At 62.4% G+C, this 15,311-nt stretch carries 14 protein-coding genes; 1 reads left to right on the top strand and 13 read right to left on the bottom strand.

Annotation, left to right across the window (positions count from 1 at the left end; genetic code table 11):
• Positions 1-5 precede the first annotated feature (5 nt).
• The 12 genes from HPY55_01740 to HPY55_01795 form a co-directional block, all read right to left on the bottom strand.
• Positions 6-722 carry an ABC transporter ATP-binding protein gene (locus HPY55_01740; protein ID NPV69351.1) on the bottom strand — a complete coding sequence of 239 codons (717 nt, stop codon included), beginning with the start codon at positions 720-722 and terminating at the stop codon, positions 6-8.
• On the bottom strand, positions 722-1,498 hold the full coding sequence (locus tag HPY55_01745) for an ABC transporter ATP-binding protein (GenBank protein NPV69352.1): 777 nt from the start codon (positions 1,496-1,498) through the stop codon (positions 722-724). Before HPY55_01745 ends, HPY55_01740 begins: the two co-directional genes overlap by 1 nt.
• Entirely contained in the window at positions 1,498-2,403 is a 906-nt protein-coding gene (locus HPY55_01750) for a branched-chain amino acid ABC transporter permease (protein ID NPV69353.1), read from the bottom strand. Before HPY55_01750 ends, HPY55_01745 begins: the two co-directional genes overlap by 1 nt.
• A gap of 13 nt (positions 2,404-2,416) precedes the next feature.
• Entirely contained in the window at positions 2,417-3,292 is an 876-nt protein-coding gene (locus tag HPY55_01755; GenBank protein NPV69354.1) for a branched-chain amino acid ABC transporter permease, read from the bottom strand.
• Between the two features lie 103 nt (positions 3,293-3,395).
• Positions 3,396-4,610, bottom strand: coding sequence for an ABC transporter substrate-binding protein (locus HPY55_01760; protein NPV69355.1), 1,215 nt, complete (start codon positions 4,608-4,610; stop codon positions 3,396-3,398).
• Between the two features lie 159 nt (positions 4,611-4,769).
• Complete coding sequence (larA, locus tag HPY55_01765; protein NPV69356.1) at positions 4,770-6,119, bottom strand: nickel-dependent lactate racemase; 1,350 nt, start codon at positions 6,117-6,119, stop codon at positions 4,770-4,772.
• Between the two features lie 40 nt (positions 6,120-6,159).
• Positions 6,160-6,567, bottom strand: coding sequence for a DUF126 domain-containing protein (locus tag HPY55_01770; protein NPV69357.1), 408 nt, complete (start codon positions 6,565-6,567; stop codon positions 6,160-6,162).
• Positions 6,567-7,784, bottom strand: coding sequence for a DUF521 domain-containing protein (locus HPY55_01775; protein ID NPV69358.1), 1,218 nt, complete (start codon positions 7,782-7,784; stop codon positions 6,567-6,569). The genes HPY55_01770 and HPY55_01775 overlap by 1 nt, the downstream gene beginning before the upstream one ends.
• Before the next feature lie 86 nt (positions 7,785-7,870).
• On the bottom strand, positions 7,871-8,761 hold the full coding sequence (gene ftcD, locus HPY55_01780) for a glutamate formimidoyltransferase (GenBank protein ID NPV69359.1): 891 nt from the start codon (positions 8,759-8,761) through the stop codon (positions 7,871-7,873).
• The gene (locus HPY55_01785; protein ID NPV69360.1) at positions 8,758-9,363 is read right to left on the bottom strand and encodes a cyclodeaminase/cyclohydrolase family protein; all 606 of its coding nucleotides are present in this window, start codon (positions 9,361-9,363) and stop codon (positions 8,758-8,760) included. Before HPY55_01785 ends, ftcD begins: the two co-directional genes overlap by 4 nt.
• Positions 9,360-10,649, bottom strand: coding sequence for an imidazolonepropionase (locus tag HPY55_01790; GenBank protein ID NPV69361.1), 1,290 nt, complete (start codon positions 10,647-10,649; stop codon positions 9,360-9,362). Before HPY55_01790 ends, HPY55_01785 begins: the two co-directional genes overlap by 4 nt.
• Before the next feature lie 158 nt (positions 10,650-10,807).
• Complete coding sequence (locus HPY55_01795; protein NPV69362.1) at positions 10,808-12,517, bottom strand: urocanate hydratase; 1,710 nt, start codon at positions 12,515-12,517, stop codon at positions 10,808-10,810.
• Positions 12,518-12,912: 395 nt separating this feature from the next.
• Between HPY55_01795 and HPY55_01800 the strand changes: the two genes are divergently transcribed.
• The gene (locus tag HPY55_01800) at positions 12,913-14,733 is read left to right on the top strand and encodes a sigma 54-interacting transcriptional regulator (protein ID NPV69363.1); all 1,821 of its coding nucleotides are present in this window, start codon (positions 12,913-12,915) and stop codon (positions 14,731-14,733) included.
• A 91-nt stretch (positions 14,734-14,824) separates the two neighbouring features.
• Here the strand turns inward: HPY55_01800 and HPY55_01805 are convergent, their stop codons facing one another.
• Positions 14,825-15,310: a transcriptional regulator gene (locus HPY55_01805; protein ID NPV69364.1), complete on the bottom strand. Its 486-nt coding sequence runs from the start codon at positions 15,308-15,310 to the stop codon at positions 14,825-14,827.
• Position 15,311 lies beyond the last annotated feature (1 nt).

A 15,311-nucleotide genomic window follows, 5' to 3' on the forward strand; every position in this document is an offset into this window, starting at 1 on the left:
TCGATTCAGGCTGACGAGGCGGCTCCCAGGTATGCCTTTTGAATCTCGGGGTCCGTGGAAAGCGCCCGCGCGGGCCCCTCCCTGACTATGCACCCCGTTTCCATCACGTAGGCGCGGCTCGAGAGCGCCAGCGCGCCCCGCGCATTCTGCTCCACCAGCAGGACAGTAGTGCCCAGCCTGTTGATGTCCCGTATCGCCCCAAAGATGGCCTTGACGAGTATCGGGGCGAGGCCCAGGGACGGTTCGTCCATCAGCAGGAGCCGCGGGTTGGACATGAGCGCCCTGCCGATGGCGAGCATCTGCTGCTCGCCGCCTGACAGCGTGCCGGCCCGCTGTTTCGACCTCTCCTGGAGCCTGGGGAACAACTGGAATACCTTCTCCAGGGTCTGCTTGGTGCCGGCAGCGTCCCTCCGCAAGAACGCCCCCATCTCCAGGTTATCCAGGACGGACAGGTTGGCGAAGATACGCCTTCCCTCGGGGACCTGGCAGATCCCCAGCCCCACGATATCGTACGGTCGCTTCGCGAGGAGGTCAACGTCGCGAAACTTGATGGACCCGCTGCGCGCGCGAATGAGGCCGGAGACGGCCCTCATCAGAGTGGATTTCCCTGCGCCGTTTGCCCCGATGATGGCGACGATCTCCCCCTCCTCCACGTTCAAGGAGACGCCCCTCAGCGCGTGGATACCACCGTAGAATACGTTGAGATCCTGCACCCTGAGCATCAGGCGATCTCCTCCCCTTCACCCAGGTAGGCGGTGATTACCTCGGGATTCGCCTGAATCTCCCCGGGGCTCCCCTGGGCGATCGTCTTCCCGAAGTTGAGCACGATCACCCGCTCGCAGATCCGCATGACGATGTCCATGTGGTGCTCGATCAGCAGGATGGTCAAATCGAGCTCCCGCCTGATCCGGAGGATGAACTCCACGAGATCGGCCGACTCCTTCGGGTTCATGCCCGCGGCGGGCTCGTCCAGAAGCAGCAGCGCCGGGCCGAGGGCGAGTGCCCGGGCGATTTCGAGACGCCGCTGGTGGCCGTAAGGAAGGTTCCTCGCGATCTCGTCCTTGCGCGTGTCGAGGCGCACCCACTCGAGGAGCGTGTCGGCCCTCTTCGTGAGTTCTGCATGCTCGCGCCTGAACCTGGGGGTCCTGAACACGGCGTCCGCGATCGAGTAGCCTGCCTGGCCGTGGCAGGCGGTAAGCACGTTATCGAAAACCGTGAGGTTTGAGAACAACCTTATGTTCTGGAACGTACGGGCCATGCCGAGTTCGGCGAGGCGGAACGGGGGAAAACCGGTCACGTCCTTTCCGTCGAACGCTATGGTTCCTGTCGTCGGCTTGTAGAGCCCGGTCAACAGGTTGAACACAGTGGTCTTGCCGGCGCCGTTAGGGCCTATCAGCCCGATGAGCTCGCCCTTCTCGACTGCCAGGTTGAAGTCATCCACGGCGACCAGCCCGCCGAACGACCTGCTCAAATTCCTGGTGACCAGGATATCCGGCATCACGACCGCCCCCCTTCGCCGGCCCCGGCGCCTGGAGCGGCCGATTCGCCGGGCACGCTCCTCGGCCGGCCGAAACCGCAGAGTGACTGGGGGCTTATCTCGCGATACCCGAGGAGTCCCTTGGGTTTCGCGATGATTATGAATATGACCGTCGCCCCGTACAGGACGAGTCGCCATTCGGCCACCGCCCTGAGCACCTCGGGGAGGAGCGTGACCAGGAACGCGGCGAGTATCGAGCCGGTGAGGCTCTTAACCCCTCCCAGTATCACGCCGATTATGAGCTCGGTCGACTTCTGGAAACCGAACATCGACGGGTGAAGCACCGTCGTATACGACCCGATGAGTCCACCGGCCAGTCCTGCCAGTCCGGCGCTGATCGCGAACACGATCATCTTGTACTTGAAGACGTTTATGCCCAGCGTCTGCGCGGCCATCTCGTTCTCGAGGATGGCGACGAAGCTGAATCCGTGACGCGACCACAGCAGGTTGCGCACGGCGACGATGCACAGCACCGCGATGATCCCCACCAGCAGCAACGTGCTCCTGAATGGGATGCCGGGGAGGCCGCGGGAGCCTCCGGTCAGCCCGTCCCACGCCTCGATGAGTCGCGCTACTATCTCCCCCACACCCATCGAGCCGACCACGAAGTAGTCGCCCTTCAGCCTCAGCGTCGGGTAGCCGATAACCAGGCTGCACATCACGGCTGCTACGACGCCGCCGGCGAGCGCCAGGTAATACGGGACATTGCCGCGCAGTATGAGGAGGGCGCACGTGTACCCGCCGATTCCCATGAACGCCGCGTGCCCGAAAGTGAAAAGCCCCGTGAACCCGAACATGAGGGCGACGCCCAGCATGGCGATTATGTTGATTCCTGTTAGCACGAAGACGGATTCAAAGTAACCCACCGGGCTTCACCCCCTACGCCTTCTCGTCAACCGGCTTCCCCATCAGCCCCGTGGGACGGACGAGGAGCACCGCAATGAGCAGCAGGAATGAGAAAACGTCGCGGTACGTGGTCGAGACGTACCCCGCGACGAAGGTTTCCGTAATGCCGAGAAGCATCGCCCCCAGGAAGGCGCCGGGGACGCTGCCGAGTCCGCCGAAAATGGCGGTTATGAATGCCTTGAGAATGATGAGCCCCATGTTGGCGTGAACCGTGTACTTGACGCCACGGAATATCCCGGAGAAACCGGCCAGGATCCCCGCAAGGAGGAAGGTGTAAGAACAGATCTTGTCGACGTTCACTCCCATCAGGAAAGCGGCGTCGGAGTCGTACGCGGTCGCGCGAATGGCCTTGCCCAGCCTGGTATAGTTCAGGAACAACTCGAGAGCGACGACCCCGGCAAGTGCGGTCACCAGGGTCAGCAGGTCGATCGAGCTTATCACAATCTCACCCAGCTCGAGGCTGGTCTCCACCACGGCTTCCTCGGGGAAAGACCTGAACTTGGCACCGATAGTGACGATGGTCAGGTTCACGAGGAGGGTCGAGACACCGCACGCGCTGATGAAGTAGTAGAACTTGGGCGCGTTCCGGAGCCTCAGCGGCCTGTAGGCGACCTTTTCGACGAGCATCGCGAGGCAGCCGGCTACGAGGACGCCACCGGCGACCGAACCGAAGAATGGGAGATTCACCAGGCTTACTCCGAAGAACGCAGCAAAAGCAGCGATCATAGTGAGCTCGCCGTGAGCGAAGTTGCTGAAACCCAGTACGCCGTATATCATCGAATACCCGACGGCAGCCAGAGCGTAAACAGAGCCCACAACAAGTCCGTTAACCAGCTGTTGAAGAAACATGTCGTTCCCCCAATCCGCGCCTGCCCTGCTCCGAGGGGACAGGGGGCGGCGGCCATGCCGCTCCCTGTCCCTGTCCCTGTAATACTACGCTATCGTACCTGCGTTACTCCTTCGTCGCCTCGATGAAGGCGAACTTGCCGTCCTTGACCTGGAGGAGCACTGGATGGAGCTTCGGGTTATGCGTCTTGGGATCGAACGTGATGGCGCCGGTCACCGCCGGGAAGTCCCTGGTGGCCTCGATCTGGTCCCTGACAGCCTCCCTGTCGGCCTTGCCAGCCCTCTTGATGGAGTCCACGATGATGTAGAGGGCGTCGTACGCAGCCGCCGCGTTGCAGTCCGGCTCCACGTTCCACTTCGCCTTGAACGCCTTGCGGAACTCCTGGTTCTTGGGCGAGGGATCCTCGGGCGACCAGTGGGTCACGATGTAGGTGCCCTCGGTGGCCTTGCCGCCTATCTTGACGAAGTCGTCGGAGTCAAGCCCGCCACCGCCGACGAAGGGCGCCTTGATACCGAGGTCGCGCGCCTGCTTGATGATGAGCGCGGCTTCCTTATAGTAGATGGTGAGAGCGATCAGGTCGGGGTTCTTGGCCTTTACCCTGGTAAGGATGGCCTTGAAGTCCTCTTCGCCGCCCTTGATGGTCTCCTCAGCAACGATCTGGCCGCCCCACTTCGGGAACTTCTCTTTGAATACTCCGAGGAGCGTCTTGGAGTAGTCCTGGCTGACGTCGTAGATCACGGCGACCTTCTTGGCCTTAAGCTTCTCGCCGGCCGCCCACGCCACGCCGCCGCCCTCAACGGGCGAGGTGAACGAAACCCTGAAGAAGTACTTCCGTACCTGGTCCGGAGCAGGCTGCGTCACCGACGGGTGGATGGCCATGGTGCTGATTGCCGCTACCTTGGCCTCCTCGACTACCGGGGCCATGGCGAGGCTCATGGAGCTCATGTTCTCGCCCACGATCGCGACCACGTTGTCCTGGTTGATCAGCCTGCGGACGACGTTCACTACTTCGACCTTGTCGCCCCTGTCGTCGTACTGGACGACCTGGATCTTCTTGCCGAGGACGCCACCCTTCGCGTTGATCTCCTCTTCAGCGAGGGTGATACCCATCTTCTCCTGCTGTCCCCAGGCAGCTGCATCACCGGAAAGCGGGCCGGTGTACCCGATCTTGATTACGTCGTCCTTCGGCTGGGCAGGCTGCGGCGCCGGCGCCGGTGCGGGTTTCGCCGGCTCGGCCGGTTTCTGGGCCGGCTGGCCACCGCAACCCGCCAGCGACACGATGATTACCAGCGTCGCTATGAGCGCTATAACCTTCTTCACTCGATTACACCCCCTGCGTGTTTTCGTTTCCATTCGCTACCGTCCTGTTGGTACTTCGTTCTGACTCCCTGCCAGATGTGGTTTCCGCCCACCACTCCCTTCGGCTGCACCGAACCGCCTTTTCTGCACAGGTAAACAAAAAGAGAGTAAACCCGTGAATCAGGAACTCTCTTTACTGATAGCTGCTGACTTGATTCGGTTGTCCCGATTGTCTTTCGACGTCCGCGACCCGACTCCTTCAAGTACCGGCAGGCAAACACCGCCCATCGGCAAGACGCCTATCGTCCCGCCGGGGACCCGTCGCAGAGCGGTGTCCACCGCTTCCTGCAGGTCTTCGACCTTCGTGTAACCAAGGACTGCGCTGTCCTCACCGGTGAGCCCGTCCGAAACGAGTAGTACGCTGGCTTTCTCCCGAATCCTCGAGTTGCAGATACCGAGGTCGGCGGCCACAAGATCGTTAGTCTCGTCACCGGGCGAGGTGCTCCTCGCGAGGCAACACGCCTCGCGGTAACCCAGTTTCAGCCAGTCCCTCAACCGCGGGTGGTTGTGCTCGAGGCCCTCCGGGCAGGGGGTCACAAAAATGATGCAGCCGCCCTTCTTCACCGCGAAGTACGCTGAAATGAGGCCCTTCTCGGCCTGCCAGTAGTCGATGTCGCACGGGAAGGAACTCACGATCACGATGTCGGCCGGCTCCGGCACGTCAACCCCATAGGCCTCGGTGGCGATAGCGGCGCCCTCACGCTGCGCCTTCACGAAGTCGCCGGCGACGACGCCGACTATTTCGCCGCGGTGATTCAGCACGGTGTTGACGATGAACGCGAGCCCAACCCTCCGCGCCACTTCTTCCATGCCGGCCCTGCACGGGTTGTCCATGACCCCGAGCGGGATCTCGTCCAGCAGCGCCGCGGCGACGTGGGTCGCGGCGGTCGTCGCGAACCCGCATATCCCGGGCTGCACGATCTTCGCCCCGCCCGAGAATCCAGCGTCGGAGTGCGGGACGATGTTACCCGTGCCGATGACGAAGTCGGCCTCGAGCGCTTTCCTGTTCACGTGGACGGGTATCTTGCTCGGCCCGACCTCGACGACGCCAAGGTCGACCATCTGGGTTTTGTCCCTGAAGTCGTGCTGGGATATCTTCACCCTGTCCACGACCACTTGTCCGACCTTGTCCACGATCTCCTGGCTGGTCATCACCCTGTGAGTGCCCGGGGCGGTCAGGAGCTCTATGTGCTTCGACGCAACGCCGCAGCCCTCGAGGTAATCGAGCAGCACCGGCAGCATCATCTTGAGAGGGGTGTTGCGCGTATTGTCCTCGATGAGGATGAGCACCTTGTCCCCGGCCGAAACAAGGTCCCTCAGAGCCGCGCAACCGGTGGGGTTGTCCAGCTTCCGCCTGATGGCTTCCCTGGGATTACCTACCGGGGCCAGGTCCTTCATCTTGCCGTCGAAAAGAAGCCGGCCCGCCGGGATCCGGGCCTTCACGGAACCCGATCCGTAAGGTAGCGTTATCGTTGTCAGGTCGGGCGCCTCCCTCCGCGAGTGTTGTCCGCTACTCGAGCGTCACAATCTCGTTGTCTGCGTCCACGGTCACCTTCTGCCCGTCTTTCAGGTTTTCGTAGAACCCGCGGTCCACCCTGTACACGGCCGGTATCTCCATGACGATGGCGCTCGACACGAGCACGGTATCGGGGTGCTCGATGACCATCGCCTTCGGGGCCTTGTCGTGCTTCATGAGCTTGTACAACCCGTCAGCCTGCACGACCGAGCTACCCTTGCCCGACGGCATGACAAGGATTTTCCCCGCGACGCTGCTGCCTTCCAGTGAATGATTCTTTTCTTTGACGATGCCTGTCTCAGGTGCTACGAGGTAGAAGCAGACAGCGTCGCGGGAAATCATGACCTCGCCTTCGGCCTTGCCTGCCGATATGCGACGGCACATGAACTGCTTACCGGGCATTATCGCGACACCTCCCCTTTGATAGCGGCCTCAACGGCCTCCTTAAGGGGCCTGATGATGAACTTGATGTCCCTGATCTCGTTGTAATAGGCGCACTTCGGCGAGTCGGTCACGCCGGTCTTACCGTAATATGGCTGCCAGCACGGCGGGACATCGATGCAGGTGTCCGACACGATGTGGCCCCCGGCTCGCTGGATCGTGCTGAGGTATCCCATCCGCCGCGCGAGCTCTTTTGTGGTCGAGCTGGTCAGCGCCCAGAAGTCGACCGCGAGCCGCTTTCCTTCGAGGGTCCGCGCTATTTCGGCGACCTGGTTGAGCGTGAGGTGCGGGCACCCGAACATCGCGAAGTCGATCTTGCCTGGTTCGCCCATTATCAGGTGGCGGACGTGGTCAAGATCCTCATCCGTGATCACTATCCGCTCCTTCGGCTTCCTCCCGCCGAAGGCGGCCTCCAGAGTGGGTGCTTCCGGGGTTATGCCTGCGATGTGGTACATTGGGACGGCGCCCGACGTGTTGAGCTGGGCGCCGAAGTTCATGAATCCCTCGGGGGTTGGTCTCTCCTTGATTCCGGTGAACACGGGGATCTCGAGGCCCTTGTACTTGAGGGGGTAGCTCCACCCCAGCAGCTGGTAGTCGAAGTCGTCCTTCACGCGGGCCTCGACCTCGACGAGTATCTCGCCCTTGCGGTTTTCGTCGAGAAGCAACCCGTATTCGGGCACGAGTCCGGTTATCGCCGCGCACAGCGCGCTCTGGGACGATTCCCTGTTGGACCTCGCCCCTATAACTGAATTGACGTATGGCGTTGCGCTCGATTCCGAGAACGCTACCACTTCGCCATACGCCGGCACGTTCTGGCCGAGGTATGGGGTACAGTCGAAAGTGAGGGTCGCGCCGATCTTCCTGTAGGCCTCGTCAGTGGCCGTGACGATGTCCCAGCCCTCTTTGGGGATTTCGAACAGGTGCTCGCTGAGGTACGCGCAGTCGATGCTCGGGTTGACAGTCGGGGATACCTTGCACCGCGCGCCCTTGTTCAGGAGTTTCTCGACGAACCAGAGGTCGGCGTCCTGCGCGCTCAGCGCCACGTGCGCCCTGGTTATCGGCACCATCCGCCGCGCCTCGAACACATTCCCCACGGCTACCTGGATCTTCATGGCCAGGGCCGTGCCCTCGCCGTACTTGCCGTCCAGCATGTCTTTCTCGTAGGCGGAAAGATTCACGATTTCACCCCCGCGAACCCGCGAATGGTTGGAGGTCATCCGGTCGCCAACCGTTGCACTGGTCGGCCGGTCTGTTAGCCGCTCTATCAGTCGATCAACGTGTTCTCTATGATCTGGCCCATGTTGAAATCGTGTACCTGCAGGTAGTGCTTGACGACCTCGTCAAGCGCCATGAGCGGGACCGGGCCGACGAGCTCCGCGCCCGCTACCAGCACCCCGTAGCGCGCGGCCTCCGACCTGATGGTCTCCATGACCCGGGGAATGGGGGTCTTGCGGTAGTCGATGAGGTTCATCGACACCTGGACCATCCCCTTATCCTCGAGGGAGAGCCCCATCGCCCGGACGTACCGGTACCCGCCGTTTATGTGCCTGACTGCCCTGGCGATCCTCTCCGCGATGGAAAGGTCGTCCGTCCTGAGGTTGACGTTGAAGGCCACGAGCGGGAATCTAGCGCCCGTGATCACCGCGCCCGTCCTGGCGTTGAACTCAGCGGGGCCCTCGTCGGGCTTCCAGTTCGGGTCGCAGAGCTTGTCGCGGAGACCCTCGTACTGGCCCTTGCGCACGTTGACAAGGCTCTGGCGCTCGGGTCGCGTCGCCGCGTCCTCGTAGTAGTAGACAGGGATACCCTTCGCGCCCACGAACTTGCCGAACACCCGCGAGATCTCGACCGCTTCCGCGGTCTCGACATCGCGGATGGGTATGAAAGGAACGACGTCGAGCGCCCCCATCCTGGGGTGGGCGCCGCTGTGCTTCGTCATGTCGATGATCTCGAACGTCTTGTCTGCGAGCTTCTTTGTGGCCTCGAGCACCGCTTCCGGAGCCCCAAGGTACGTGATGACCGAGCGGTTGTGGTCCTCGTCCGACGAGTAGTCGAGCAGCTTGGCGCCGGCGGTCGTCCGCACCTGGTCCACCACGGCCTCGACCATTTCGCGGTTCCTGCCCTCACTGATGTTTGGAACGCACATCAGGACTCTCATACGCCACCTCCGACTTCCAGGCCGGCAAAGCCGGCAGCCGTTTTCAGAAACGAATCAGCCTCGGCCTCAAACCGGGCCTTTGCTGCGGGGTCCTTCAGTGAATCGAGGTTAATCCTTACGTTAAACACACAGCCTGTTACACCCGTCGTTGCCAGAAGCCGCGCGACCTCGAGGTCGGATGCGGCATTCGGGTTGGACTTCCCCTTCAACCGCCTGTACAGGTCCAGCACCTTCAAGCAGGAGACCGCGTTGTCGCGCGGGACCTCCGTGGCGTTGACCAGGGCGGCCTGGATCGCCCTGCTCCTGGCCTGTTTCTCCTCATCGGTGGACTTCGGGAGCTTGTAGGCGTCGGCCACCCTGCTGAATGCCTCGGCATCCTTCACCGCGCCCGTCAACAGGGCATCCCGTAGCTCGACCGCCGCGGAAACAACGGCGTCATATTCCCCGTCGCTCAACGCGCTGTCAGGGCGTCCCCTGGACAGGCCGGCCACCATCCCCACCAGTCCGGCGGCCATACCGCCGGCGAATGCGGATGCCGAACCCCCTCCGATCGTCTTGTCCGACGGATCGAGGATTCTGTCCATTACGTCATACCTGGTCAATGCGTACCACCATCCCCATTAACAATAACCCTGCCCCCTTCAACGACAACCTTCCCCCGCTTGATCACCTTGTCGACCACGTTTCCGCCGAGGCGGTATATCACGTGCTCGTACGAAGGGACGTCCCAAACCTGGATGTCCGCCAGCTTCCCGGGTTCGAGCGAACCGCGGTCGGACTCGAGGCCGAGCGCCTTAGCGCCACCGAGCGTAGCGGCCCGCAACGCTTCCGCCGGCGACAGGCGGTGATTCCTGCACGCCAGCGCCATCACGAGCTGCATGGACTCGGTCCACCCGCCCGGGCACAGGTTCGTGGCGAGGGCGACCGTCACCCCCGCGTCAACGACCGCGCGCGCATTCACCGGTCGCGGATGACGTACCGCGAAGTCTATTCCGGGCAGCAGCACGCCCGGGACTCCCGATCCGGCCAGTTTCCCGAGGGCCTCGGGTGGCGTGTAGTTGAGGTGGTCCGCGGACGCCATTCGCATGTCCGCCGCGAGGTCAGAACCGCCGATGTACGAATAGGCGTCCGTGTGGATCTTGGGGCGCAGCCCGGCGCCGGCCGCCGCCTCGAGGATGCGCTCGGAGTCCGCGGTGGTGAAGTGGCCGTCGTCGCACCACACGTCACAGAAGGTGGCGACCCCGATGCCCGCCACCCAGGGGATCATCTCGCCTATCAGCATATCGATGTACATCTCGCGGGACACGTCCGGCGGCCACCCATGGGCCCCCAGGAACGTGCTGACGATGTCCACCGGGGTTTCCTTGCCAAGCCGCGCGTTGACGCGGAGCATCTTTATCTCATCTACGGTGGTGAGGCCGTAGCCGCTCTTACTTTCCAGCGTGGTGGTCCCAGCGGCGAGCATCCTGAGGAGCCGCGCCCTCGCGGAGGTGAAGAGTTCTTCCTCGCTCGCCTGCCTCGTCATCTTCACGGAGACCATTATCCCTGTCTCGATCCCCATCCACTGGAGATCGGCAGGGTCGTCGGTCGTCATCCTCGCCGCGTACTCGCGGACCCGTGACCCACCGAACACCAGGTGGGTGTGGCAATCCACGAAGCCCGGCGCCACGACCTTGCCCGTGGCGTCGATGACGGCGGCGCCACTCGTATCCACGGCGCGGTTTACTTCCTCTCGCGCGCCTGCTGCGACGATACGGTCACCCGCGATCGCCACGCAGCCGTTCTCTATCCTCCCGATCAGGTCGCGGGCATTCTCCGTGCAGGTGATTATCTCGGATGCGCCGGTAATTACGACGCTTGCCTCCGGTTTCTGTCGCCTGTCCCCCATCCAGCTCACGCCTCACGTTTTCAGCCGTCTCGCCCTGCAACGTCGGCCGCGCAAAGAGCCTTTGCACCTTACACACATCTGCCTGCCTTCGCCCACCCGGACGCCGGTCCGATAACCGGGCCGGCTGTCCGGGTTAGTTGTCGGGTCACCGGCTACATCTACTTCTCCAGGTCCTTCGGCCCAAAGGTGGCCCTGGGGCTCCACCAGAGAGGTATCTTGATGCTCTCCTTCGTCAACTTACCTTTGCCCATCGCGACGTCGCGCGCGGTCTCGTACCCGGCCTGGGCGTGGCGGACCACACCGATGCCTGAGTCGGTGGTCATGCACACCGAGAGACGGAATTTCGCTTCTTCCGTGCCGTCGGCGATCATGGTGACGCCGGTGTGCACTGCCTCGCCCATCGAGTAATTGGCCTGGATGGCGACCAGGTCGGCCATACCCACCGCGTTGAGCAGGCCGTTCAGGTACGGCCAATCAGAGATCAGGTCGCTGCCGTCCTTCATGTTCTCCGATTCAAACGTCGGGTTCACTATCGAGCCGGAGTCGAGGTTATCGCGCGAGAACGCGACCGGGCCGGCGAGCTCGCCGCGACGGATCATCTCGTTGACCTCGAGCGCGAATTCCTTACGCTGGCCGAACCCCATATAGCAGATGCGGGCGGGCAGGGCCTCGATCGGGATGTGCTTCTTCGCAAGGCTGATCCACCTGGTCACCAGGATGTCATCCTCGAACTTGTTGAGTATCATCTCGTCGATCTTCGCCAGGTCGCTCGCCTCACCCGAGAGGCAGGTCCACCTGAAGGGCCCACGGCCTTCGCAGAACAGCGGCCTGATGTACGCCTGGACGAACCCGGGGATCTTCATGGCTTCTTTCTCGGCCATTCCGGCGTCGCGGGCCTCCTTGCGGATGCTGTTGCCGTATTCGAACGAATGCACGCCCTTATCCAGGTATTTGTTGAGCATGGTGAGCTCGCGGATCATGGTCTCGCGGGCTTTCTTCAAGTACAGCAGGCGGTCTTTCGCCCTCAGCTCGGCAGCCTGATCCGGGGTGTAGCCGGACGGAATGTAGGAAATTGGGTCGTGGGCCGGCGTCATGGATGACATGATGTCGGGCATGAAGCCCTTCGCGAATGCCTGCTCGAATATGTCAGCCGAGTTGCCGACCACCGCGATGCCGAGTGGCTTCTTTTCGGCGGCGTACTTCTTCGCCATCGCTATGGCCTCGTCGAGCGACGGAGCGAGCACATCTATGAACTTCTTCTCGATCCTGCGCTTGATTATCTTCTCATCCGCGTCGCACAAGAGGCAGACGCCACCGTGCATTGTCATGGCCCTGGTCTGGTTGCCGCCCATTCCACCGGCGCCGGCCGTCATGTAGATCTTGCCGACCAGCGAGTCGTTATAGTGCAGGCGAGCAATAGCCGAGAGGGTCTCGAACGTCCCCTGGATTACGCCCTGCGTCCCGATATACTCCCACGGGCCGGCGGTGTACTGCGCGAACATCGTGAGGTTCTTGTCCTGCAGGTCGTAGAATATCGGCCAAGTCGCCTTCATGATGTTGGTGTTGGCCATGACTACTTCGGGCGCGTACTTGTGGGTCTTGAAAATGGCGACCGGCATGCCGGACTGGACCACGAGTGTCTCATCGTCTTCGAGGTTCTTCAGGGCGTCGACGATCGCGTGATACGACTCCCAGTTCCGGGCGCACTTCCCGATGCCACCGTAGATTACCAGCTCTTCCGGCTTCTCCGCGTTCTCCATGTTGTTCTCGAGCATGCGGAGAATACTTTCCTGCCTCCAGCCCTTGCACCGGAGGGTCTTACCGCGTTGCGCCTTGACCGAATACAGGATCTCGGGCTTCGCCACTATGTCTTCCTCCTCCTCCTCACTCCGAGTTGAGCATTGACAGCCACTAACTCAACATCTACAAACCGGCGTCTCGTCACACCCAACACCATGCAATTCTCTTGCCAGCCCAACTCATCCTTGAGGTAGCGGCGAGGTAGTGGCGGGACGTTACGCCCGCGGTCGCTTTTCGGCTGCTTAAAGGCCATTTCGCCGGCCACCCGGCAGCAGTCCTGCAATCTCGCAAGCCCGGCCGTTCCCCCTCCAGCCGGCCTCAGCAGCCGGCTCTCGCGGGCCTTCAGCACGCCACGGGTTTATGCACTCCGCAAAAATCCTTTGCACCAGACCCCGCGGACGGGAGGAACAACCGCCGCCGCCACAGAAATCTTGGAGAATACCTGCGGGAGGAGGTTGAAGCCGTGGAGTTCGAGGCTATCGGATCGCTGCTGAGCGACTTCGTCGAGGGCATCGTGATCGCCGGGGCGGACGGTGTCATAGCCTGGCACGGCGGCCGCATCGACGCCTCATACGAGGTCCAACGGGGGAAACGGTTCTCCGAGGTTTTCGGAGTAGACGCTCCCGGGACTGGCGAAAAGGGGACCGTACTCACTACCCCCCAGGGGCGCAAGATAGTACTCCGCGGCAAGCGGGTTGCGGTCGGCGGAGCCTCCTATCACGTCGTGTTCGTCGACGACATGACCAACCTCAAGTCAAAGGAGAGCCGCCTCCACTGCCTGGAGACCATAATCGAGTCGATCAACGACGGGGTGCTCATGAGCGATTTCGAGGGGCGCATTGCGCTGTACAACCGCGCCCAGCAGAACCTCGAGGGTATACGCGGTGAGGAGGCCGTCGGGAAGTACCTGTGGGACACGTACCACTACAATCCGGAGCTGTCCGAGCACCGCAGGGTGTTCAAGACCGGCGTCCCCATCATCGAGAGGTACCGCGCGCACGCATACAAAGACGGAGTCCCGCAATACCTGACGTACAGCACCTACCCACTCGTCAAGGACGGCGAGACCATTGCCGTCTACTCCATCAGCAGGAACGAGACCAAGCTGCGTGCGCTGCTGTACGAGACCATCGAACTCAAGCGGAAGCTCCTGAACGGCCCCGATCAGCGGGAGGATCTACCCAACAACGGGACTGCCTACACTTTCGCCGACATCAAGGGCGAAAGCCAGGCAATCCGTGGGCTGGTCCAGGAAGCGCAGATGATGGCCCTCCTGGACACCAACGTTTTGATCGTCGGCGAGACGGGAACCGGTAAGGAGCTGTTCGCGCAGAGCATCCACAACCACGGGATGAACTCGAAGAAGCCGTTCGTGGCGATCAACTGCGCGGCTATTCCGGAGGCCCTGCTCGAGAGCATCCTGTTCGGCACCGTCAAGGGAGCATACACCGGCGCCGTGGACCAGATCGGCCTGTTGGAGCACGCGCAGGATGGCACCCTGTTCCTCGACGAGATAAGCTCGATGCCGGTCCCGCTCCAATCCAAACTCACCCGCGTCCTCCAGGAAAGAGCCGTTCGAAGGGTTGGCGGGCTGTCCGTCGCGCCTGTCCGCTGCCGCATAATCAGCGCCGCCAACGAGGACCCGCACAGGCTCATACAGGAGGAGAGGCTACGCCTTGACCTGTTCCACCGGATAGCCGGCACCTGCCTCATCATCCCGCCGCTCCGCGAGCGCAAGGATGACATCCTGTACCTGTCCCAGCACCTGATAAACTACTACAACAGGGCCTTCAACAAGCGTATCGATGGGCTGGCGCCTGAACTCAAGGACCTGATGCTTTCATATCCATGGCCCGGCAACGTGAGGGAACTCGAGCACTTCGTGGAGAACCTCATGGTCCGCGCTGGGGACGACCAGACCGTGCTGGACGTGCACAACATCCCGCTGTACCTGCGCCGCGATATCCTCGGGAAAGCGGCTTCTCTCGACCCTGCGCCCAGGCCGGCCACACCTGGCTGGGCGGTCGCACCTACCGCACCCGCGACTGTTGATGAACGCGCCAGGCAGGCCTCGCTGCCGGAGCACCTGCGCGACTACGAGGAACAGACATTGAGGAAGGCACTCGACGAGAACGGCTGGAACATCAGCCGCGCGGCGAGGAGCCTCGGCATCCTGCGCCAGAGCCTGCAATACCGGATGAAGAAGATGGGCATCATCAAGCCCTCACCCGTGTTGTTGGGGCCGTCTGGAGCTTCGGGCTCTTCAAGCCCTTCAGCCGGGTAGGCGGCCGGGTCGTAGGCTCTCACCACGAGCGACGCCCACAGGAATGCCCGAACAGGGCCAGGAAATAGCCCTTCGAGCGCCCGAGACGGGTCTAGACGTGGTTCAGCCCCAGGCCGAACGCCTCGTGTTCCCAGCCTTTCACGGGCGCCCCGATGGTCCCGTACAGCGCCACCGCGAGCCATTCACCTTCCTGCGGGTCCACCTCGCTCTTCGATCCCCGCAGCACCACGAAACTCAGGCCCACCGTGCGCAGCACGCTGCCGAACTCGATCTGCCCGCGCGAGACCCCCTGAAGGGCTTCTATGATCGCGTGGTAGAGCGCGTGCTCTTCGCGGAAGCTGGTCTCGTCGACGAGACCGCTCCTGCGGGCGGCCGTCTCGACTGCGGCCACGACCTTCGCCGGCTCCATCGTCCCCACGCGGCCCCTGACCATCCTGAAGCCTCGAGCCCTGATGACGTCGTCGACCGCACCGGCGGCGGCCTGGGGGTCGTCGAGCATGACCGCCAGTACCGCTGACTTCCCTATCCGGTTACCCCGCAGAAGCGTCTCGAGTATCTGCAAGACGTTAACCTCCATC

The organism is Bacillota bacterium (assembly GCA_013178305.1).
In the GTDB taxonomy this organism is placed as follows: domain Bacteria; phylum Bacillota; class Sulfobacillia; order JABLXB01; family JABLXB01; genus JABLXB01.